Raw genomic sequence first — 21,329 nt, 5'->3', positions numbered from 1 at the left:
GTGACAATGCGTTCTTTCTTGTATCTCGATGAGTATAAACTCTATTCGTTTTCCTCTCAGCTCTTCAGTGGATTGACTGAGTATGTGGTGAGTTCGACGGACCGTTCTCGGGTTCACGATGAGGTTCGTGGTGCCACAGAAGATAGAACCAGGTTGGTGGCCGAAATTGCTTCTGAGAGGAGTGGGACTACGGAGAAGAAGTTCCTCCATGACTATGCATACAGCCTGTTTGAGCGAGAGCTTGAGGGGCGAAAGCTACTTGCTGATGTGACCCATGATTCGGGGGTGGTTGATTTTTATTTGTCTAGATTTGTGCGCGTATCTGGGCCTGCTGTTGTTGTGGATGCGCCGCGATTGAAGGGCTTGGTGTCTCGATTCAATGAGTTGCTTGATGCGTTGTTGTACGTTTCGACATATTCGAAAGTGGAGGAACATCGTAAGGCGATGGAGGAGGCGCTGCAGGGGATTAAAGATCCAAATGAACGAGCTAAGGCTAAAAAACAGCTTGAGCGCCAGCTTTCGCCTCAGCAGTTGTCCAAGATGGCTGGTAAGCGCATGGATGAACAGTTTCTGAAGAAGTTGACTATGGTTTTGGATTATGGCTTTGAGGATCAGTTGCAGTTACAGATTCCGGTGGCCCTGTCGGGAGGGGGGGAGTTGGTTTTTAGCGGAATTATGAAGGCCGAGGCGCTTAGGGAGTCTGCGTCGATGCTGATGCATAAGTATGCTAGGCATACCGATAGGCCAGTTACAGTCGTAGGAATTCCGACGCGGGCGGGAAAGTCAGACGGCCGTAGGGCTCGTTCATCTCCAGGTGTTGACGAGAATGGAGAGCAAATGAACGTCAAGGCGGGTGTGTTGCATATGGTTTCTGCTATGCATGGTATTGAGGAGACGTTTCTTGGGGCGCTCGACAATGAGGTGGTGCTGGACCCGATTGCGATTTATGTTGAAATCGACTCTCCGGGTTCGGCGAAGTAAATTCAGTGGACGTAAAAGTCATTGTTGAATGGCCGTCCGGCTTCAGCTCCGCGTCCAGCCCCCGCTTCACTTCGTCCACCAGCTCGAAGAGGGCGCGCTGCTCCTTGGCCGTGGCGTCGAACCAGGTGGCCACGGGCCGCCGGGGAATCACCAGTGTGTGCCCGGGACTGGCGGGGGATGCATCCCGGATGGCGAAGGCGAGTGTGTTCGAGGCGACCCACTCGGATTCTGGAATCAGCAGGAACGGGGAGGACACCTCGCCACCCTATCCCAGCCACCTGGCTTTTCAGGACGGACCTGATGGGGAGCGCGGTCACCGCGCGGCAGGACTCAGAGTTCGTTGAAGATGAGCAGGCCCCGGGACGTGTCCACGACGTACACGTAGCCGTCTCCCGGGACGCGGATGCCGATGGCGCCATCGAGGATGCTGTCGGTCCGGTTCGGGTCGGACTCACGGAAGGTGTTGAAGTGGGCGATTTCGCGCGGGTGGGTCGGGATGGAGACGTCCAGCACCCGCACTCCCTCGTGGTAGTGGGTGAGGTAGAGCCGCTTGTCCTTCAGAATCATGTTGTGGATGGAGGAGTGGAAGCGGAGGTTGTACGTGCCGATGAGCGGGATGTTCGTGGGGTCCGTGACGTCGAGCACGCGCAGGCGGGTTCCCTGTCCCTCGCCACCCTCGAAGGCGATGGTCCTTCCCGCGAAGGTCCCCACCGCGCCCGCGTGACTCATCGATGAGCTGTTCTCCGTGTCGAAGGTATAGGTCCCCAGCTCGCGAGGGTTCATCGCATCCTTCACGTCGAAGACGACGTAGCCCGAGCTGAAATGGTTGATGTAGAGCCGGTCCTGATAGGCGAAGGAGTCGTGCGCCGAGGGGATATAGGACGTCGTGTCGGAGACGACGAAGCGGTTGAGCAGCACGGGCTCCAGCGGCGTGGAGATGTCGAAGATGAGCGTCTCTCCGTGCGGCGCGGGTCCGGGGGACACGGCATAGAGCCGGTTTCCATCCCCGAAGAAGGTATGGACGTTGAGGGGCGCGCCTCCCGGCACGCTGCGCACGAAGATGGGGTCCGCAGGGTTTGTGATGTCGAAGACGATGACCCCCGATTTCTTGCTGGCGACGTAGAGCGCGTTGTCTTTCGTCCATGCGGCATTCCAGTAGGAGTCTCCCGGAAGGGAGATGTTCTTCTTGAGGACGGGGTGGCTCGGGTCGCTGACGTCGAAGACCGTGAGCCCACCCTGGGTCTCCGCGATAAGGTCGATGGACACGACGTAGGCGTGCTGATGGGCGACATAGACGTCCGCGTGCGTCCCGGTGAGTGGGATCGACGTTTCGGAGATGAGGCGCAGGCCGCCCGAGGACTCGGCTTCACCTCGGGCCCACGTCATCCTCGCGGCCTCGAAGGTGCCCCAGCTGCCGGCCTTCCCATTCGCACAGCGGACGAAACAGCCTGTCACCAGTCCAGAGGAGGCCTGACGGCCACAACCGACGAGGACCGTCTGCCGGGAGACGTCTCGCTGGGTGTACCGCGTGGAGAGGGTGAAGCGCCCCGGCACCTGCTGCCTCGTGAGCGGTGTGCCGTCCAGGGTCCCCGTGCTGCCATCCTGGGGCACCCGAACGCCCACGAAGTCGGGGAAGCCCAGGTCATGGCGGACGTCCACCTGGTAGATGCCGTGCGCATCCAGGGCGTCGAGCGAGCTGAGGTCACACTTCGACAGGTCGAAGAGCGAGGGGTCGTCGCAGTCGACGACGGTGCCCCTCGCTGGGGTGAAGGAGCAGGGCGCATAGGGGCCCCGGTCGACCCAGTCCGTGGTCTCGACGAGTGGCGTGTACGTTCCGTCCCACGGCTCCACGGGCGGGGGAGGCGGCTCCACCGGCCCTGGTTTGTCGGAGCAGGCGAAGCACAGCAAGGCACAGCCAATGACAACAACGGCAGGGGACGGTGAACCGAGGGCCATGGCGCGAGGCTCCTTTCGAGTGGCGAGGTCCAGAACGGACACCGCGACCGAAGCGAGCGATTAGCGCAGGATTCCAATCCGGGCATGTATGGCAAATCCCTTAGCCCGGCGGGATGAGATTCACCGGACAAGGATTGTTTGCGCATTGGCGCGGAGCGCGCGCCGCACCGATGCGTGGTCCCTGCTCGGAGTTACGGAGAGCCCGGCCAGGGAGTCGTGGCCTGGAGCACGGCCTCTTCGAGCGCGGCCGTGCGCAGCTTCGAGACGTGCTGGTACTCAGGGTCCATGGCCATCTGCAGGAACGCCGAGCGATTGGGGTAGCGGACCAGCAGTACCGCGTCCCAGAGCTGGCCGGGTTCACCCACCAGCGGCGTGGAGCAATCCCCCGCATAGAGCGGCTGGCCCCCGACCTTCTTCAGGAACGGCAGGACGGCGTTCGCGTACTCCTTGTACGTCGTGCGGCCTCCGTCCTGCTTGAAGCGCACGAGGTTCAACATGACCACGGGCCCTCCCGTGTCTTCCTGCTTGAACCGTTGGATGTCGGAAATCTTGGGGTCGACGGCCATTGATTTCTCCTGGAGAAGAACGGTGCGGCCACTATCGGGGCTTCGTGTCCTTCGGTTTCGGTGGGTCCTCATCGAGTTGCTTCACATCCCAGCCACCACCCAGCGCCTTGATGAGGTTGACGGCGGCCACCATCCGTTGCCCCCGGATGCTTACCAGCTTCTGCTCGGCGCTGAAGGCCGTGGTCTGCGCGACAATCACGTCGAGGTACGTCGCCGTGCCTGCTTTGTACTGGTTCGTCACGATGTCCACGACCTGTCGGGCCGATTGGACTCCTTCCTCCTGCAGGATGACCTCCTGCTCGAACACCCGGAGGGACACGAGGGCGTCCTCGACATCCTGGAACGCGGCCAGCACCGTCTGCCGGTAGTTCGCGACGCTCTGGTCATACTGCGCTCGCGCCGCATCGGTCTGCGCCGTGCGCAAGCCTCCGTCCAGGAGCGTGGCCACCAGTTGGGGACCGAGTGACCACACCAGCGACGGCGCGCTCAACCACTGCGCGAGCGCCAGGCTGCTGAACCCTCCGGACGCGGACAGCGTCAGCGATGGAAAGAAGGCGGAGATGGCGATGCCAATCTGCTCATTCGCCGCCGCCGCGGCGCGCTCGGCCGCCGCGATGTCGGGACGCCGCTCCAGCAGCGACGAAGGCAGTTGCGCGGGAATCTCCGGCGGCGTCGCTCGAAGCGGCTCGCGGGCAATCGCGAAGCTCGACGCGGGCTCGCCCACCAGCACCGCGATGGCGTGCTCGAACTGGGCCCGCGCGATTTCGTTCTCGGCCGCGGACGCCCGCGCCAGCAGCCACTGCGTCTGGGCCTGGAGCACATCCGTGCGGGCGGCGACACCCTGCTCGTAGCGATTCTGGGTCAGCGTGAGCGAGTGCCGGTACGCCAGGACGGTCTCATCCAGCAACTTCTGGGTCGCATCCAGCGCGCGCAACTGGAAGTAGCTCTGCGCCAACAGGGCCTGCGCGGACAGCTTCGCGTTCGCCAGGTTCGCGGCCGCGCTCTGCGCGGAGGCCTTCGCGCCCGCCACCTGCCGACGCACACGCCCCCAGAGGTCGGGCTCCCACGAGGCATCCAGTGAGGCGCTGTAGTCATTGCCGATGCTGCTCGTACCGGTATCCACGCCCGTGCCGCGTCCTCGGCCCCGGGAGCGCCCCGCCGACACGGAGGCGCCGAGCACCGGGTACGTCCCGGCGCGAGCCTGTGCCACCAACGCCCGGGCCTGCCGATAGGCCGCCTCGAACCCCGCGACAGTCTGGTTCGCGAGCGCGACTCGCTCCTCGAGTTCGCTCAACCTCGAATCCTCGAAGACCGCCCACCACCCTCCGCGCTCGTGGTGGTCGCTGGGCTGCGCGGGCTTCCAGCCCTCCGCCGCTTCCTTGAAGTGCTCGGGTACCGCCACCTGGGTCCGCTGGTAGTTGGGACCCACCGCGCAGCCGCCGAGCATCACCGTGGCGAGCACCCTGGCCCCAAGGATGAGCGCTCGAGCGCGGCCCATCCCGTGTGGGCCGCTGGCCAGGCATGAAGCCAGACTCGCTGACACGATGGATGCGCGGGCGCGGCCCACCCCGTGGGGAATGCTGGTGGGGCATGAAGGCGGACTCGCTGACATCGTGTGCTCCCGAATCACGGACCATTCGGAGTGACGTGGGGGAACAACCGGGTGCGCTGTCGGCGGACCCAGTGTCCGAAGGTGTCCAGCGTCAGGTAGATGACCGGCGTGGTGTAGAGCGTGAGGACCTGACTGACACACAGGCCCCCGACGATGGCGACCCCCAGGGGCTTGCGCAGCTCGGAGCCGACGCCCGTTCCCAACGCGAGCGGCAGCGCCCCGAGCAGCGCGGCCATCGTCGTCATCAGGATGGGCCGGAAGCGCAGTTGAGCCGCCTGGTAGATGGCCTCGCGCGGGCCCAGTTCACCCCCGCGCTCCGCCGCCAACGCGAAGTCAATCATCATGATGGCGTTCTTCTTGACGATGCCAATCAGGAGGATGATGCCAATCAACGCGATGATGGAGAGCTCCAGCTTGAAGAGGAGCAGCGCGAGCAGCGCCCCCACTCCCGCCGACGGCAACGTCGAGAGGATGGTGATGGGGTGGATGATGCTCTCGTAGAGAATCCCCAGCACGATGTAGACGGCGAGCAGGGCGGCGGCAATCAACAGCGGCTCGGAGGCGAGCGAGGCCTGGAATGCCTGCGCAGTGCCGCTGAAGTCGCCGCGCACCGCCGCTGGCAGCCCCAACTGTTGGACCGCCGCTTCAATCTCTGTCACCACCGTGCCCAGCGATGTCCCTGGCAGAAGGTTGAAGGACAGCGTCAACGAGGGGAACTGTCCCTGGTGGTTCACGGAGAGCAACGTGTCGGACGCCGCGAACCGGGAGAACGCCGCGAGCGGCACCTGTCTGCCACTCGCGGAGGCGACGTAGATGTCATTCAGGCTCTCCGGGCGCTGCCAGAAGCGGTCCTGGACGACCATGACCACATGGTACTGATTGCTGGCCGTATACATCGTCGACACCTGCCGCTGGCCGAACGCATCGTAGAGCACGGTGTCGATTTGCGCGGGAGTGATGCCGAAGCGGCTGGCCGTGTCGTGGTCCACCGTCACGTAGGTCTGCAGGCCATGGTCCCGCTGGTCGGTGTTGACGTCGGAGACGCCGGGGATTTGTTGAAGTCGGGCCATCACCCGAGGCCCCCACTCACTCAGGACGTCCAGGTTGTCGGCGGAGAGGGTGTACTGGTACTGCGCCCCGCCTTGCCTTCCTCCAATCACCAGGTCCTGCGCGGACTGCATGAACACGGAGGCTCCCGGCACCACCGCCAGCTTGCCGCGCAGCCGGTTGATGACCGCGTCCGCGTTCGTCTTGCGCACCTCCAGCGGCTTGAGCGTCACGAAGAACGAGCCGGTGTTCGCGGAGCTGCTCGCGCCGCCTGAGCCTCCCAACGTCCCCGACACGGCCTCCACCCCGGGGTCCTCTCCGATGATTTTCGCGTACCGCGTGAACTTCTGGGCCATCGCGTCGAAGGAGATGTCCTGCTCCGCCTGGACGCTCGCGCTCAGCCGGCCCGTGTCCTGCTGTGGGAAGAAGCCCTTCGGCACGAAGATGAACAGCGACACGTTCAGCCCGATGGCCACGAACAGCACGAACATCAACAGCCCGGGATGCCGCAGCGCCCAGTCGAGGCTCCTCGCGTAACCGTCACGCAGCCGCTCGAACAGCCGGGGATTGAAGCGCGAGGAGGACTTCGCCCGGGGAGCACGCGCTTTCAGCAGCCATGAGCACATCACGGGCGTCACGGTCAGCGACACCAGCAGCGACACCAGGATGGCCACTGACAGCGTGACGGCGAACTCGCGGAACAGGCGACCGACGATGCCCTGCATCAAGAGAAGCGGGATGAATACGGCGATGAGGGAGATGCTCATCGACATGACGGTGAAGCCGACCTCGCGCGCGCCTCGCAGCGCCGCCTCCCGGGGGGGCACCCCTTCTTCGACGTGCCGTTCGATGTCCTCCAATACCACGATGGCGTCGTCCACGACGAAGCCCGTGGAGATGGTCAGCGCCATCATCGACAGGTTGTCCAGGCTGTAGCCCAGCAGGTACATCACCGCGAAGGTGCCGAGCAGCGACAGTGGCACCGCCACGCTCGGAATCAGGGTGGCGCGCACGCTGCCGAGGAACGCGTACACGACGAGAATGACCAGGGCGACCGCCAGCAGCAGGGTGACCTCCACGTCATGGAGCGAGGCCCGGATGGTCGTCGTGCGGTCCATCGTCACCGTCATGTCGATGCCCGCAGGCATCTGCGCCTGGAGGACCGGCAACATCTCCCGGATGGCGTCGACCGTGTCGATGACGTTCGCCCCGGGCTCCTTGAAGACGACCAGGAGGACCGCCTGCTTGCCATTGGCCAGGCCCAGGCTGTGGACATCCTCGACGTTGTTGTCGGTGACGTCCGCCACGTCCTGGAGCCTCACCGGCGCGCCGTTCCTGTAGGCGATGATGACCGCGCGGTACTGCTCCGCGGTGAAGAGCTGGTCGTTCGTCTGGAGGGAGTACGTCAGGGGCCCCTGGTCGAGCTGTCCCTTGGGCCGGTTCGCGTTCTGCGCGGCGAGCGACGTCCGGACCACATCGAGCCCCAGCCCGTTCTGATTGAGCACCGTCGGGTTCACCTCGACGCGCACGGCTGGCAGCGCGCCTCCTCCGACAATCACCTGTCCGACGCCGCTCACCTGGGACAGGCTCTGCTGCAATCGGGTGGACGCGAAGTCATACATCTGGCCTCGCGTGAAGGTCTCCGACGTCAGCGCGAGCAGGACGATGGGCGCGTCCGCGGGGTTCACCTTGCGGTAGCTCGGGTTGTTCGGCAGGTTCGTCGGCAGGTTTCCCCGCGCGGCGTTGATGGCCGCCTGGACGTCGCGCGCCGCTCCGTCGATGTCTCGCGACAAATCGAACTGCACGACGATGCTCGTCGAGCCCAGGTTGCTGGACGACGTCATCTGGGTGATGCCGGCGATGCGGCCCAACTGCCGCTCCAACGGAGTCGCCACCGACGTGGCCATGATTTGCGGACTGGCGCCGGGCAGCTGGGCCTGCACGGAGATGGTGGGGAACTCCACCTGGGGCAGGGGCGCGACGGGCAGCAGCTTGAAAGCCAGCGCCCCCATCAAGGCGATGCCCACGGCCAGCAGGGAGGTGGCGATGGGGCGACGAATGAAGGGCGCGGACAGGTTCATTCCGTCTCCCTTGCCGGCGTGTGCGGCCCGGTGTGGCGGGAGAACCAGGTGGAGGCCCTGCGAGAGAGGCCGTCGAAGCCCAGATAGATGACAGGGGTGGTGAACAGGGTCAGCACCTGGCTGACGGCCAGCCCTCCGATGATGGCGATGCCGAGCGGCTGACGCAGCTCCGACCCCATTCCCCCGCTGAAGGCGAGCGGCACGGCGCCCAACATCGACGCCAGCGTCGTCATCAGGATGGGCCGGAAGCGCAGCAGGCAGGCCTCATGGATGGCTTCACGCGCGGTCTTCCCCCTCGTGCGCTCGGCCTCCAGCGCGAAATCAATCATCATGATGGCGTTCTTCATCACGATGCCGATGAGCAGGATGATGCCGATGATGGCAATCATCCCCAGGTCGATGCCGCACACCAGCAGCGCGAGCAGCGCTCCCATTCCCGCCGATGGCAAGGTGGAGAGGATGGTGATGGGGTGGATATACGATTCGTACAGCACCCCAAGCACGATGTAGACGACGACGATGGCGGCGAGCACGAGGAAGCCCTCGTTCGCGAGCGAGTCCTCGAACGTCTTGGCCGTGCCCTCGAAGTTCGTCTGCACCGAGGCGGGCATCCCTATGGCCTGCCTTGCCTGGGCGAAGACATGCACCGTCTGTGACAGGGAGGTGCCCGCCGCCGGATTGAAGGAGACCACCGCCACCGGGAACTGTCCCTGTCTGTTGATGGTGAGCGGACCCACGCCCTGGGACACCTTCGTGAAGGTCTCCATGGGGACCGGGCCTCCCGTGGCGGACTGGAGATAGATGGCATCCAGTGCGAGCGAGGCGCGCTGGAGTCGAGGCGCGGCCTCCAACACCACGCGGTACTGATTCGACTGGGTGAAGATGGTCGACACCTGGCGCTGTCCGAAGGCGTCATAGAGCGCGTCGTCGAACTGCTGCGTGGTGATGCCCAGGCGCGCGGCGGTGTCGCGGTCGAGGTGGATGTTCATCCTCAGTCCACCCTCCTGGAGGTCGCTCGACACCTCGCCCAGCTCGGGCTGCTGCTTCAGATAGGCGACGAGCCGCCCCGTCCACAGGGAGACCTCCGCCGCGTCCGGAGAGCCGAGGCTGTATTGGTACTGCGTGCGGCTCACCCGGGTGTCGATGGTCAGGTCCTGCACCGAGGAGAGAAAGAGGTTGATGCCAGACACCTGGGCCAGCTTCGGGCCCAGCCGGGTGATGACCTGGGCGGCGGTGACGTCCCGCTCGCCCAACGGCTTGAGGTTGATGAGCATCCTCCCGCTGTTCAGCGTGGTGTTCGTCCCGTCGATGCCGATGAAGGACGACAGGCTCTCCACGGCCGGGTCCTGGAGGATGACCTCCGCCAGTGCCTGCTGCCGCTCGGACATGGCGGAGAACGAGATGGACTGGGGCGCGTCGGAGATGCCCTGGAGCACGCCGGTGTCCTGGACCGGGAAGAAGCCCTTCGGGATGGCCCAGAGCAGCAGCGCGGTGAGCAGCACGGTGGACAGGGCCACGAGGAGTGTCAGTCCCCGGTGGTCCAGCACCCAGGTCAGCGCGACGTCATAGCGGTCCACCACCCGCTGGAAGCCGCCCCCTACCACCCGCTCGAAGCGACTCTCCTGGCCCAGAGGACGGTGCTTCAAGAGCCGCGAGCACAACATGGGCGTGAGCGTGAGCGAGATGACGGCCGACAGCAGGATGGTCACCGCCAGGGTGATGGCGAACTCCCGGAACAGTCGCCCGACGACGTCCCCCATGAAGAGCAGGGGGATGAGCACGGCTATCAACGAGACAGTCAGCGAGAGGATGGTGAAGCCAATCTGCTTGGACCCCTTCAGGGCCGCCTCCATGGGCGGCGTGCCTTCCTCGATGTAGCGGGAGATGTTCTCAATCATCACGATGGCGTCGTCGACGACGAAGCCGGTGGCGATGGTGAGCGCCATCAACGTGAGGTTGTTCAGCGAGAAGCCCAGCAGGTACATCGCGCCGAAGGTGCCCACGAGCGACAGCGGCACTGCGACGCTCGGGATGAACGTGGCCGGGAGGTTGCGCAGGAACAGGAAGATGACCAGCACCACGAGCCCGATGGAGAACGTCAGGTCCCATTGGACGTTCTTCACCGAGGCGCGGATGGTCGTCGTCCGGTCGGTCAGCACCACGACCTTCATCGTGGCTGGCAGCGTGGCCTGGAGGCTCGGCAGCAGCTTCTTCACGCTGTCGACCACCGCAATCACATTGGCGCCCGGCTGCCGCTGCACGTTGAGAATCACCGCGGGGACCTGGTTCATCCACGCGGCCTGTCTCACGTTCTCCGCGCCATCGAAGACGTGCGCCACGTCCGACAGCCGCACGGGCGCCATGCTCCGGTACGCGATGATGAGCGGTGCGTAATCCTCGCTGGCCAGCAGTTGGTCATTGGAGTTGATGGTGTAGGCCTGACGCGGACCATTGAAGCTGCCCTTCGGGGTGTTCACGTTCGCGGCGGCCACCGCGGTGCGGACGTCTTCGAGGGTCAGCCCGTAGGCGGACAGCGCGGTGGTGTTCGCCTGGATGCGGACCGCGGGACGCTGACCGCCGCTGATGCTCACGAGCCCCACGCCAGGCAGTTGGGAGATTTTCTGGGCGAGCCGGGTGTCGGCGAGGTCCTCGACCTGGGGCAGCGGCAGCGCCTGGGACGTGAGGGCCAGCGTGATGACCGGCGTGTCCGCGGGGTTGACCTTGCTGTAGACCGGCGGATTCGGCAGGTCGGTGGGCAGCAGGTTGGTGGCGGCGTTGATGGCGGCCTGGACCTGCTGCTCCGCGATGTCCAGGCTCATCTGGAGCGTGAACTGGAGCGTGATGACGGACGCGCCCTCGGAGCTCGACGAGGTCATCTGGCTCAGGCCCGGCATCTGCCCGAACTGCCGCTCCAGCGGCGCGGTGATGGCGGAGGCCATCACGTCCGGGCTGGCGCCCGGGTAGAACGTCATCACCTGGATGGTGGGGTAGTTGACCTCCGGTAGCGCTGACACGGGCAGCAGCCGGTAGGACAGCACTCCCGCCAGCAGCAGCGCCAACATCAGCAGCGACGTCGCGATGGGTCGCAGGATGAAGGGATGGGACATCTAGCGACCGCCGTCGGGTGCTTCGTGCCCGGCGTCCATCCCGCCCTGGCCGCTTCCGCCCTGGCCCAGGCCAGGCGCGTGCGCTTGAAGCCGGACGTGCGCGCCGTCGGTGAGCTTGTCGGCGCCTTCCACCACGAGCCGCTCGCCCACGCTCACGCCTCGGGTCACCACGGTGTCGTCCAAATCCGTGGGGCCGAGCGACACGGGTCTGACGCGGACGGTGTCATCCTGCTGGATGATGTAGACGAAGGGCCCCTGGACGCCGTGCTGGATGGCCGCGGTGGGGATGACGGTCGCATCGCGGAGCACGTCGATGCGCAGCCGTGCGTTGACGAACTGCTGGGGGAAGAGCTTGTAGTCGCGGTTGGCGAAGTCCGCGCGCAGGCGGGCCGTGCCTGTCGTCGGGTCGATTTGATTGTCGACGGTGGCGAGGGTTCCTCGCGAGAGCAGATGCTGGTCGCCTCGGTCATAGGCTTCGACCACGAGCGTCTGGTGGGCCTCCAGCTTCGCGAGGATGTCCGGCACGCGGTCCTCCGGCACGGAGAAGATGACTGTGATGGGCTGCAGGCTGTTGACGATGACGATGCCCGTGGTGGAAGCCGCGTCCACGATGTTGCCCGGGTCAACCAGGCGCAGGCCCACGCGCCCGGCGACGGGAGAGGTGATGCGTGCGTAGGTGAGGTTCAGCCTGGCGGAGGCGACCGCGCCCTCGTCTGACTTCACGATGCCCTCGTACTGCTGGACGAGGGCCGCCTGCGTATCGAGCGTCTGTTTCGCCACGGAGTCCTGCGCGAAGAGGGTGGTGTATCGCTGGAGGTCCAGGCGGGCGTTCGCGAGCAGGGCGCGGTCCCGGAGGAGTTGCCCCTGGGCCTGCTCCAACTGGACCTGAAAGGGCCGGGGGTCTATCTCCGCCAGCACGTCTCCTTCGTTGACGAGCTGGCCCTCCTTGAAGGCCAGGCGCATCAACTGTCCGTCGACCCGGGGGCGCACCGTGACGGAGTGGGTCGGCGTCACCGCGCCCAGGCCGGCGATGTAGACGGGGACGTCGCGGGCCCTGGCCGTGTCGGGGACGACCTGCTGCGGGCGATTCTGCCCCGCGTCCGGTCCGTGTGCGCCCGCTGTCGCCGTGTGGCCCGCAGCGGCGTCACCTCGTCGCCGGACCTGGAGGACGGCGACGAAGACGAGGATGGCCAGGGCCAACACGAACCAGGGCCAACGCCTGCGCCTGGGTGGGTGGGGAGGTGGCGTGCCATCTCCACCAGGGGGGACATGCTCGGGAGCAGGGCTCGTGTTCATACGCCCGTGGGAGAGGCAGCGTCCTGCTGGGGCCCGGAGAGTGGATACGGGCCCGGTCCCCTTCAAGCGCCACGGGAGGACAGGGTCTCTGTCCCTGGCCAACGGTTCACACGGCCCGACGGCTCGCGGAGAGGCGAGCGGGCGTCTTCGTGCGAAGCGGGGTGCACTAGGGGCCCGGGGCGGGGTAGAGAGGGGACTCGGAGGCGTGAAAAGCGATGGACGCGAATGCAGTGGCGGAGCTGGAGAAGGCGGGCGTGAGGGTGGACGCTCCGGACCGGCTGTTTGTCGCCGTGGAGTGGGAAGACCAGAAGCACGTGGTTCCCGTCGGCGCTCGCGCCCTGGTGCGGGCCGGTGAGGTGACGACGCATGTCACCCTCCAGCCCATCTCCAAGCTGTGGACCGGTGACAAGAAGCCGCCCAGCTTCGTGAAGACTCCGCCCCCCGAGTACCACCCGTTCTTCATCCTCATCGAGGCGACCGCCGCCGGCTACTGCCGCGCCGTGCGCAACACGGAGACCGACCAGGAGTTCGAGCGGCTCTACCGCCACCTCGCCCGGCGCCCGGACGGCACGGACCGCAATCCCCTGTTTTCGCACCTCCAGGGCGCCGCGCGCCTCTACATGTCCCTGCGCGACGTGAGCAAGGACGAGTTCGAGGCCGTCATCCACCGCCTCTACCAGTCCGCGAAGCACCACCAGACGCACGTCGGAAGCATCAACTACTTCCAGGACGTGCTCCGCGGCGTGCTCGGGGCCTGAGTTGGAGGAGGGGCGCCCCTGAACGTGGGGCGCCCTGGCTTGTCTTCAATCGATGAAGCGGCGTTCCCAGCGGCGCAGCTCCGCGGCGTGCTCGGCGCCCGTGAGTTGCTGTTCGTGAAAGAGCCAAGGCTCCAGTGTGGTGGCGAGCTTCCGATACGCAGACGGCACGGCGCCGTGCTCCGTGTCTCCTGCCTCGGGCTCTGGAGAGAGCACGATGGCGACTCGCTCGTTGCTCAAATCCAACACGGTGGCCCCGGTCGAGCGCAGTTGCTCACGGAGTTCCACCGCGCCTCCTGCCGCGCTCAGTACCGGCTCTCCCAGGAGCGTCATCCAGGAAACCGTGCTGATTCTCGTTCCGAGCTGCCAGGCAAGCCGGTCCATCCGAGGGAGGTCCATCCCAGGATATCCGCGGCACCACTTCCAGACCTCGGCCTCGATTCCCACCAGGTCCATGTCGCAGTTGAAGGCGAGCCCCGCGTGCCCGGAGTTGAAGGGGAGGGGCTCGGCCAGCTCCAGCACCAGCGTTCGTAGGGCCTCGGGGCCCGCCTCCTCCAGATACTCCGTGGGAAGCCAGAAGCTCACCACGCATACCGTGTCCGACGTGGCACTGGTCGTTGGTCGACGACCGCGATAGTCGAAGCGATACCGCTTCTCACCCGTGGCGTCCCGAAGGTCCAGGACCGCGCCATGGGGCTCAAGAAGTTCGTCTCGAATGCTGTCCCAGACTGCTGCCTGGTCAACGGGCTCCCAATCTCCCGCCTCTTCGTCGTAGCGGCTCAGTGCGCCCTCAGGAACGACGCGTCGATAACACTCCAATGCGCGCAGGACGGCGGGGGCCACCTCCGCATGGGGGCGGCGCATGTAGAAGTGGATGTGGAGCGAGTCCCGAATCAGGAGGGCGCCACTTGCCGCGCGAACGCGGAGGCGGGGTGGATGCTCAGTCATCGGACGATTCCGAGTCGAGGGACGATGCGCAACGGGCGTACTCCGAGCGTCTGCTCATACAGCTCTCCTTGGTGGAGGCCTTGATGGCAGTGCCCCTTCGGGTATTTGCGCCAGGGGGGGAGCTTCGTCGACGTTGGTGCATGGGAACTTGAAGTCGTAGACGGCTTGCGCCTGCCCGGGGTGGCCCGCATGGATGACGACATCGGGAACGAGCGTCCCATGAAGCTCACCTCCATTCCCGGATTGCTTCAGCGCCTGGATGTCCGCCTCGGTGATTACCTTCGTCGTGCCGGTGTTCGTGTCATGGCGATAGCAGGGCTCCAGGCTGAAGCCCCCCGGGCGCAAATGCGTCAGCGCAGCTTCGGCACAGCGCAGCGCTTCTTCGTGCATCTCCATCCCGAGCAGCATGGCCCGGCTCAGGCTCCTGCCCGAGGCGTCTCGTACCAGTTGCTTGCACTCCTCTCGCGTGGGTATCGGACCCGCGAACTCCTCGCGATGCGCCAGGAAGACTTGCGAGCGTGACTGGTCCGCACACCTCACGAGTGCCTCTTCGATGCGGGCCTTCGTCCCTCCGTCCAGAATCCGAAGCGCTTCATGAAGCGAGGCTCCCAGTGTGGCCGCGGCATGTCCCGGTGCCTGGATGAAGTCCTTCCCGGCAAGGGCGACACAGGTCTGCGTCTGTTGACGGCAGGTGTTCGAGACCGTGTCGAAGCGATAGCTGCTTGCTCGCTGAGCGGGTGTCGTCGCGCAGCCAGCGAGGAGCAAGGAGAGGGATGCCACGCACAGCCAGCGAGAAGCGGGCGGCTCGAGAGTAGGGGAGACGTGACTTGTCGAGGACATGGGGCGTGAATGAACCCTTGGACCTGGTGGCGAGGGCTCCTGCACCGTGGGTATGTGCGAAGGTAGCCCATGCCCAGTTCCGGTGGACGCGCCGCGGCGTGCTCGGGGCCTGAGCTCCGCCTGCCCTCCGAGGTAGGTACGGGGGGCTGAAACTGGAATATCGTGCGCCGCCGCCCGTTCGTGGGCGTCTTCCTCTTCGACAGGAGCACGGATGTTCCGTCAGTCCCTCCTCTGGACGTCGTGCCTGGCGCTGCTGGTGGCTCCCGCCGCCGACGCCCAGGCGCAAGGCAAGGCGGCCTCCAAGCCCGCCGCCACGTCCACCCAGAAGCTCGGCGCCAACGTCGAGACCCGCACCTTCAAGAACGGTCTCAAGGTCATCGTCTGGCCCGACCACGACATCCCCAATGTCGCCCTCTACAACTGGTTCCGCGTCGGCAGCCGCAACGAATACCCAGGCATCACCGGCCTGTCCCACTTCTTCGAACACATGATGTTCAACGGCGCCAAGAAGTTCGGCCCCGGTGAGTTCGACCGCGTCATGGAGGCCAACGGCGGCTCCAACAACGCCTTCACCTCCGAGGACGTCACCGTCTACCAGGACTGGTTCCCTCGCTCCGCGCTCGACATCATCTTCCAACTCGAGGCCGACCGGCTCCAGCACCTCGCCTTCGACCCCAAGGTCATCGAGTCCGAGCGCGGCGTCGTCTACTCGGAGCGCCGCTCCAGCGTGGACAACAACAACATGGGCGCGCTCATCGAGCAGGTCCAGGCCACCGCCTTCGTCGCCCACCCGTACCAGTTCCCCGTCATCGGCTGGCCCTCCGACATCGAGTCGTGGCGAATCGAAGACCTCCAGCGCTACTTCAAGACCTACTACGCGCCCAACAACGGCACGCTCATCTTCACCGGCGCCGTCACGCCCGCTGAAATCTTCACGCTCGTCGAGAAGTACCTCGAGCCCATCCCCGCCCAGCCCGCTCCCGAGCCTGTCCGCACCCTGGAGCCCGAGCAGCAGGGCGAGCGCCGCGTCGTGGTGAAGAAGGTCTCCCAGTCCCCGCTCCTCCAGATTGCCTACCACGGCATGTCCGGCAAGGACGCGGACCAGGAAGCCCTCACCCTCCTGCTCAACATCCTCGGCGATGGCGACTCCTCCCGCCTCCACCGGCGCCTCGTCGAAGAAGAGCGCGTCGCCATCCGCGCCAGCACCATGTACTCGCCCGGCTTCGACCCGAGCCTCGTCTGGCTCACCGCCGACCTCCCCACCGGGGGTGACCTGTCTCGCGCCGAGGCCCTCATCACCGAGGAGCTGGCGCGCGTGGTGAAGGACGGCGTCACCGACGCGGAGCTGCGCAAGGCTCGCAACATCACCCTCGCCAACTTCTGGCGCTCGCTGGAGACCATCAACGGCCGCGCCTATGCGCTCGGCTCGTCCGAGGTCTTCCGCGGTGACTACCGCAAGGTCTTCGATTCCCCCGCCCGCTTCGAGCGCGTCACCCGTGACGACATCCGCAAGGTCGCCGCCCGCATCTTCGTTCCCGAGCATCGTACCGTCGGCTGGCTCGTCCCCACCGAGGCCGCTGACACCGCCACCCCCGCCACCCGCAAGGAGGCCGCGCGATGATTGCCCCCCCCACCTGGAAGACCGTCCTCGCCGCCATCCTGCTCTCCTCGGGCTCCGCCGCCGCCCAGGGCGCCACTCCGTCCATGCCTCCGTCCACCACCCCCGCGGCGCCCCAGGGCGTCACGCTCCCCAAGCCCACCACCGTCACGCTGAAGAACGGCGCGCGCGTGCTGCTGGTGGAGCGCAAGGACGTGCCGCTCGTCGCCTTCAGCGCGTGGCTGCGCGGCGGCGCGCTCGCGGACCCCGCGGGCAAGGAGGGCCTGGCCGCCCTCACCGCGGAGCTGCTCCAGAAGGGCGCGGGCTCGCGTGACGCGCGCCAGTTCGCCGAGGCGGTGGACGGCGTCGGCGGCGTGCTGGAGACGAGCGCCGAGCTGGAGAACCTGGTCGTCAGCGGCCAGTTCATGTCCCGCGACAGCGTGCTGATGGTGGAGCTGCTCGCGGACCTGCTCACCCGCCCGCGCTTCGCCCAGGAGGAGCTGGAGAAGACGCGCTCGCGCATGGCCTCCGAAATCACCGCCGCCAAGGACGGTGACCCGCGCGGCCTCATCAACACCTACTTCGAGGCCTTCCAGTTCGCGGGCCACCCCTACGGCACGCCCGTGGACGGCACCGAGGCCTCCCTGCCGGGCCTCACCCGCGATGACGTGCTCGCCTACGCCAAGAGCCAGCTCGGCGGTGACAGGCTCATCCTCTCCGTCGTCGGTGACTTCGACAGCAAGGCGCTCGCCGCGAAGCTGGAGGCCGCGCTCGGCGGCTGGGCCCGCGCGGCCAGCCCCGCCCCGGAGGTCGCCGCCACCACCGTCTCCAAGGGCCGCCGCGTCCTCCTGGTGGACAAGCCCGACGCCACCCAGACGTACTTCTCCATCGGCAACACGGGCATCGCGCGGAACGACCCGGACCGCGTCACCGCCAACCTGGCGAACACGGTGCTCGGCGGACGCTTCACCTCGCTGCTCAACACGGAGCTGCGCGTGAAGTCCGGCCTCACCTACGGCGCCCGCTCCGGCTTCTCCCCGAGCGCCCACCCCGGCCCGTTCGTCATCAGCTCCTTCACCCAGACGGACAAGACAGACAAGGCCATCGACATGGCGCTGGATGTCTTCACCCGCTACCGCAAGTCCACCATGGATGACGCCATGCTGGCGTCCGCCAAGTCCTACGTGCTGGGCCAATTCCCGCCCCGGCTGGAGACGGGCGCCCAGGTGGCGGACAAGCTTTCGGAGCTGGCCTTCTACGGCCTGGACGCCACCGACGTGGATGGCTTCGCCACCGCCGTGACGGCCACCACCTGCGAGGGCGTGGGCACCGTCATCCAGCGCGTGCTGCCCGCCCCGGAGAACCTCACCTTCGTCCTCATCGGCAAGGCCTCCGCCATCCGGGAGATGGCTCGCAAGTACGGCACCGTCACGGAGATGAAGATTTCGGACAAGCGCTTCGCCCCGCCGCCCGCGCCCGCCAAACGCTGAAGGCTGGCTTTCGCGCGTCAACCGGGCCCCGGTGTTCTTCGTGACGCCGGGGCCTTCGTGTGTCTGCTGTCGAGCGGGACACGCGTCCTGCTCGCGCTCAACGCATGAAGCCTTGAGATGTCTCGCGGGGTCCTCGAATACTTGCGCGGTGAAGGCCTGTCGGCCGGCCAGGATTGCGTGCCGTGGTAACGGTCCAGGCGCATCACTTCTCCTGCGACAGGTGGTCTTTCATGAAGCTGCTGCGGATGTCTTCCCTGCTGGGCACGACGTGTGTCGTGTGGCTGGCGGGGTGTGAGAGTGGAACGTCCTTCGTCGAGAAGGATTCCCAGGCGACAGGCCAGACGCTGCTCGCCGATGACACGGTGCTGGTGACGAAGACCACGCGCTTCCACACGTCGGTGGGCATCGCCGAGCGCGTCGAGGACCTGTCGGAGAGTCCTCCTGAAATCTACGTGCATGACGGGGCCCGGTTCTCGCTCATCACCGGCTCCGCGGTGCCGGGCGGCTGGCGATTCACGGGGGTGCCACGAGGGGAGTACTACCTGCGCGCGGACCCCCTCAACATGGTCGACATCCTCACGTCCGCGCGTCACGTGGACATCGGCGCGAACCAGTGGGGGCGCTCGGACGCCGTCTACACGGAGGTCGACTGGACCCCCGTCCAGTTGGACTTGCAAAACCTTTCACCCTGGGTCGAGTGGGCCGACGAACTCCACCTCGGCTCCAGTCTCCAGGCGGTCTCCTCGGAGGTGGAGGTGATGGGCGGACTGGAGGTCTACGACAGGGTTCCCGAGGGGGCGACCTCCATCGTCACGGATGAGGCGGGGCTGGTGAGCTACACCTCCACCCGGTTTCCCGTCTTCGAGGCGGACCGCGGGGACCGGCTGTATGTGAATCAGCTCAATGAGTCCATCGCGGGGAGGATGCCCGATGGGACGGAGGTCGGGTACGTCGCCGTGGAGCGTTCCGTGCGATTGGAGCCCTTCGACTTCGTGCCGGATTGGGAGACGCCCCTGCCCATCACCGCGGTGCTCCAACCGCTTGCTCCCACGGAGGTCGCTGTCGATTGGCGCCTGTCCGAGTTCGCTCGCCTGGCCGTGGAGGGGCACCCACGCGCCACTCCCTTCATGGCCTCGTTCGGAGTCGTGCCCGCTCCCCGCGGACTGGCGGATGGTTGGCTTGGTTACGCGGGTGAGTTGCTCTGGATGGACATGCCTCGGGGAGCCGCGACTGACTTCACGGCCCGCCTGCGGTTCGGCAACCCGTATCCGTTGGACTGGGGCGTGGTGGGCCAGTTGCTCTACAGCTATGTCTATCCGTCACAGTTGCAGAGCGACCCGACGCGTTTCATCAATCTGAGCGGAGGCTATATCTCCACCGAGCTGCTGGAGGACCTCGTGTCGGGGCCGATGGTTCCGAAGCTGTCGCCGCCGCGCTCCTTGCGCATCGACCGGAAGTCAGCCAGCGCTCCGTACGAGGTGGGTTCTCTCCAGCCGGTGATTTCCTGGGTCCCTCCGGCCGTCGGCAGGCCCACGGCCTACGAGGTGTCGGTCAGGCAGTTCCTCCCTGAGTGGGGTGCCATGCTGAACCTGGGGGCCATCTACGTCCCCGGCTCGGTTCGGGACGTGCGGCTGCCGCCCGGCAAGCTGGAGTCGGGGGCCCAGAACTACTTCGTGCGGGTGACCGCCATCGAGGCACCCCACTGGGACGTGGAGCATCACCCGCTCCGCTCACTGGAGACGGTGCCTTCCCGCTCCGCCTCCGCCTTCAGCTCCTTCTTCTCCGTGCGGTGAGGCGGGACGGCTGAGGGTGTGTCGGGCCCCGGCGTTCGTCGTGACGCCGGGGCTGTCACTTGGGGCGGGCGGTGTTCCGGGGCGTGGCGGGCGGCTTCGTCAGCGCGCGGTAGCGGCCCTGGCACTTCTGGAAGCGTGCATCCACCGAGCGCGCGAACCACGCCGTGGTGCGCTCTCCCTTCAGCTTGGGGCTCTGGAGCGTCACCTGCGGGAGCTGGGCGTAGGCGGGGGATTCTCCCGTCTGGTTCGCGTACACGCGCTTCACCGCGCGGAAGGTCTCCGTGGACTCGAAGGCTTCTTCCTTCTCCTTCTTCACGTCGCGGCGGACCTGCCGCTCGCTCAGCTCCGGGGCGTGGTCTCGACGGAAGGCGAGCAGCGCCGCCAGGGACTTGCTGTCCTCGGAGCGAGGGTCGCCGTTCTTGTCATAGAGTTGCAGGTCTCCGTCGAGGACGAGGGACACGCGGGTGAGCTGGCTCACCTGGGCCTGGAGCGCGGCGTTGCGCGAGGCGTAGACGCCGGCGTTGTAGTCCGCGAAGCGGAAGAGGGGCTGGGGATAGGCGGCCTCGAAGCCGAGCAGCCGCGCCGTGCCGAAGCGCACTCCGCCCGCGCGCGTGTACAGCGACTCGCGCACCTTCACCGGGTCCGCGTCCTCGCCTTCCTTCTCCACCGCGTACCGGACGCTCACCTGCATGGAGCCCGCGGTGGTGACGGGGTTGAGGTCCTCCAGACGCCGCGAGGAGAACAGGGCGCTGGCCAGGTTCATCGTCGCGAAGGTCGTGGGGTACTCGGCCTCGTAGTACGCGAGCATGTCGCGGAAGAGGCGGTCCAGGTCCCGTTCCGTGCGCACGGTGCGCAGCCGGTCATCGAAGGTGCGCTTCTGTCCTGCCGCCTTGCCCGCGAGCACCGAGGCCAGCGCCTTGTGGCCCAGCGGGCCCAGCGTGTCCGCGTGCTCCTCCAGTCGCGTGCGGACCATGCGCGACAGGTTCGGCACCGCCGGGTCCGACTGGAAGCCGGATTCCTGTTCGATGACGGCGAGGACGGAGCACACGGTTGATGGGGATGGCGGCACGTCCTCCGCCTCCAGCGCGGCGAGCACGTCCCGGGCCCAGCCCTCGCGCTCCTTCACGTGGGGTGGGAGGAGCTGGGTGACCTGCTGCACGGTGAGACGCGGAGGGGGAGGCACGGTGGGCTCGGGCGTGCCCACGCCTCGAGGGGTGCATGCGACGAGCGCGCAGACCAGGGCCCAGGCGACGCGTCCAG

The 21,329-nt window shown here is 66.4% G+C and carries 15 protein-coding genes; 6 read left to right on the top strand and 9 right to left on the bottom strand.

Annotation, left to right across the window (positions count from 1 at the left end; all coding sequences use genetic code 11):
* The first annotated feature begins 6 nt into the window (after nt 1-6).
* Nucleotides 7-981, top strand: coding sequence for a DUF6414 family protein (locus G4D83_RS04535; RefSeq protein WP_163863177.1), 975 nt, complete (start codon nt 7-9; stop codon nt 979-981).
* On the opposite strand, the gene G4D83_RS45875 is transcribed toward G4D83_RS04535, so the two are convergent.
* The 7 genes from G4D83_RS45875 to G4D83_RS04500 all read right to left on the bottom strand — a co-directional run bounded on the left by G4D83_RS45875 (nt 875) and on the right by G4D83_RS04500 (nt 12,553).
* A complete protein-coding gene (locus G4D83_RS45875) occupies nt 875-1,237 on the bottom strand; it encodes an HIT family protein (RefSeq protein ID WP_240356149.1) in 363 nt (120 codons plus the stop codon). The genes G4D83_RS04535 and G4D83_RS45875 overlap by 107 nt on opposite strands.
* Before the next feature lie 74 nt (nt 1,238-1,311).
* Nucleotides 1,312-2,937, bottom strand: a complete 1,626-nt coding sequence (locus G4D83_RS04525) for an LVIVD repeat-containing protein (protein ID WP_163863175.1) — start codon at nt 2,935-2,937, stop codon at nt 1,312-1,314.
* A 191-nt stretch (nt 2,938-3,128) separates the two neighbouring features.
* Nucleotides 3,129-3,503 (bottom strand): DUF1330 domain-containing protein, encoded by a 375-nt coding sequence (locus G4D83_RS04520; RefSeq protein ID WP_163863174.1) that lies wholly within the window; start codon nt 3,501-3,503, stop codon nt 3,129-3,131.
* 31 nt (nt 3,504-3,534) lie between these two features.
* Nucleotides 3,535-5,001, bottom strand: a complete 1,467-nt coding sequence (locus G4D83_RS04515; RefSeq protein ID WP_163863172.1) for an efflux transporter outer membrane subunit — start codon at nt 4,999-5,001, stop codon at nt 3,535-3,537.
* A gap of 128 nt (nt 5,002-5,129) precedes the next feature.
* On the bottom strand, nt 5,130-8,243 hold the full coding sequence (locus G4D83_RS04510; RefSeq protein ID WP_163863169.1) for a multidrug efflux RND transporter permease subunit: 3,114 nt from the start codon (nt 8,241-8,243) through the stop codon (nt 5,130-5,132).
* Nucleotides 8,240-11,350: a multidrug efflux RND transporter permease subunit gene (locus G4D83_RS04505; protein WP_163863167.1), complete on the bottom strand. Its 3,111-nt coding sequence runs from the start codon at nt 11,348-11,350 to the stop codon at nt 8,240-8,242. The genes G4D83_RS04510 and G4D83_RS04505 overlap by 4 nt, the downstream gene beginning before the upstream one ends.
* A complete protein-coding gene (locus G4D83_RS04500) occupies nt 11,351-12,553 on the bottom strand; it encodes an MdtA/MuxA family multidrug efflux RND transporter periplasmic adaptor subunit (protein WP_163863166.1) in 1,203 nt (400 codons plus the stop codon).
* A 308-nt stretch (nt 12,554-12,861) separates the two neighbouring features.
* Between G4D83_RS04500 and G4D83_RS04495 the strand changes: the two genes are divergently transcribed.
* A complete protein-coding gene (locus G4D83_RS04495; protein ID WP_163863165.1) occupies nt 12,862-13,404 on the top strand; it encodes a hypothetical protein in 543 nt (180 codons plus the stop codon).
* Nucleotides 13,405-13,449: 45 nt separating this feature from the next.
* On the opposite strand, the gene G4D83_RS04490 is transcribed toward G4D83_RS04495, so the two are convergent.
* A complete protein-coding gene (locus G4D83_RS04490) occupies nt 13,450-14,349 on the bottom strand; it encodes a DUF3396 domain-containing protein (RefSeq protein WP_163863164.1) in 900 nt (299 codons plus the stop codon).
* Between the two features lie 189 nt (nt 14,350-14,538).
* Between G4D83_RS04490 and G4D83_RS04485 the strand changes: the two genes are divergently transcribed.
* The 4 genes from G4D83_RS04485 to G4D83_RS04470 all read left to right on the top strand — a co-directional run bounded on the left by G4D83_RS04485 (nt 14,539) and on the right by G4D83_RS04470 (nt 20,069).
* A complete protein-coding gene (locus G4D83_RS04485) occupies nt 14,539-14,871 on the top strand; it encodes a hypothetical protein (RefSeq protein WP_163863163.1) in 333 nt (110 codons plus the stop codon).
* Nucleotides 14,872-15,400: 529 nt separating this feature from the next.
* Nucleotides 15,401-16,810 (top strand): M16 family metallopeptidase, encoded by a 1,410-nt coding sequence (locus tag G4D83_RS04480; protein ID WP_163863160.1) that lies wholly within the window; start codon nt 15,401-15,403, stop codon nt 16,808-16,810.
* Complete coding sequence (locus tag G4D83_RS04475) at nt 16,807-18,276, top strand: M16 family metallopeptidase (protein WP_163863158.1); 1,470 nt, start codon at nt 16,807-16,809, stop codon at nt 18,274-18,276. The genes G4D83_RS04480 and G4D83_RS04475 overlap by 4 nt, the downstream gene beginning before the upstream one ends.
* Before the next feature lie 230 nt (nt 18,277-18,506).
* Nucleotides 18,507-20,069: a hypothetical protein gene (locus G4D83_RS04470; protein WP_163863156.1), complete on the top strand. Its 1,563-nt coding sequence runs from the start codon at nt 18,507-18,509 to the stop codon at nt 20,067-20,069.
* A gap of 55 nt (nt 20,070-20,124) precedes the next feature.
* On the opposite strand, the gene G4D83_RS04465 is transcribed toward G4D83_RS04470, so the two are convergent.
* A complete protein-coding gene (locus tag G4D83_RS04465) occupies nt 20,125-21,273 on the bottom strand; it encodes a DUF1615 family protein (RefSeq protein WP_338041906.1) in 1,149 nt (382 codons plus the stop codon).
* Nucleotides 21,274-21,329: the final 56 nt, after the last annotated feature.

The organism is Myxococcus eversor (genome assembly GCF_010894455.1).
Taxonomy (GTDB): Bacteria; Myxococcota; Myxococcia; order Myxococcales; family Myxococcaceae; genus Myxococcus; species Myxococcus eversor.
Note: the sequence above shows the minus strand (reverse complement) of the source record. Positions and strands in the feature narration are given on the sequence as shown.

Coding starts and splice junctions, on each gene's coding strand:
- G4D83_RS04515 (WP_163863172.1), bottom strand. CDS start 5,001: ATGGGCCGCGCTCGAGCGCTCATCCTTGGGGCCAGGGTGCTCGCCACG.
- G4D83_RS04485 (WP_163863163.1), top strand. CDS start 14,539: ATGGATGACGACATCGGGAACGAGCGTCCCATGAAGCTCACCTCCATT.
- G4D83_RS04480 (WP_163863160.1), top strand. CDS start 15,401: ATGTTCCGTCAGTCCCTCCTCTGGACGTCGTGCCTGGCGCTGCTGGTG.
- G4D83_RS04525 (WP_163863175.1), bottom strand. CDS start 2,937: ATGGCCCTCGGTTCACCGTCCCCTGCCGTTGTTGTCATTGGCTGTGCC.
- G4D83_RS04505 (WP_163863167.1), bottom strand. CDS start 11,350: ATGTCCCATCCCTTCATCCTGCGACCCATCGCGACGTCGCTGCTGATG.
- G4D83_RS04495 (WP_163863165.1), top strand. CDS start 12,862: ATGGACGCGAATGCAGTGGCGGAGCTGGAGAAGGCGGGCGTGAGGGTG.
- G4D83_RS04510 (WP_163863169.1), bottom strand. CDS start 8,243: ATGAACCTGTCCGCGCCCTTCATTCGTCGCCCCATCGCCACCTCCCTG.
- G4D83_RS04475 (WP_163863158.1), top strand. CDS start 16,807: ATGATTGCCCCCCCCACCTGGAAGACCGTCCTCGCCGCCATCCTGCTC.
- G4D83_RS04470 (WP_163863156.1), top strand. CDS start 18,507: ATGAAGCTGCTGCGGATGTCTTCCCTGCTGGGCACGACGTGTGTCGTG.
- G4D83_RS04490 (WP_163863164.1), bottom strand. CDS start 14,349: ATGACTGAGCATCCACCCCGCCTCCGCGTTCGCGCGGCAAGTGGCGCC.
- G4D83_RS04535 (WP_163863177.1), top strand. CDS start 7: ATGCGTTCTTTCTTGTATCTCGATGAGTATAAACTCTATTCGTTTTCC.
- G4D83_RS04520 (WP_163863174.1), bottom strand. CDS start 3,503: ATGGCCGTCGACCCCAAGATTTCCGACATCCAACGGTTCAAGCAGGAA.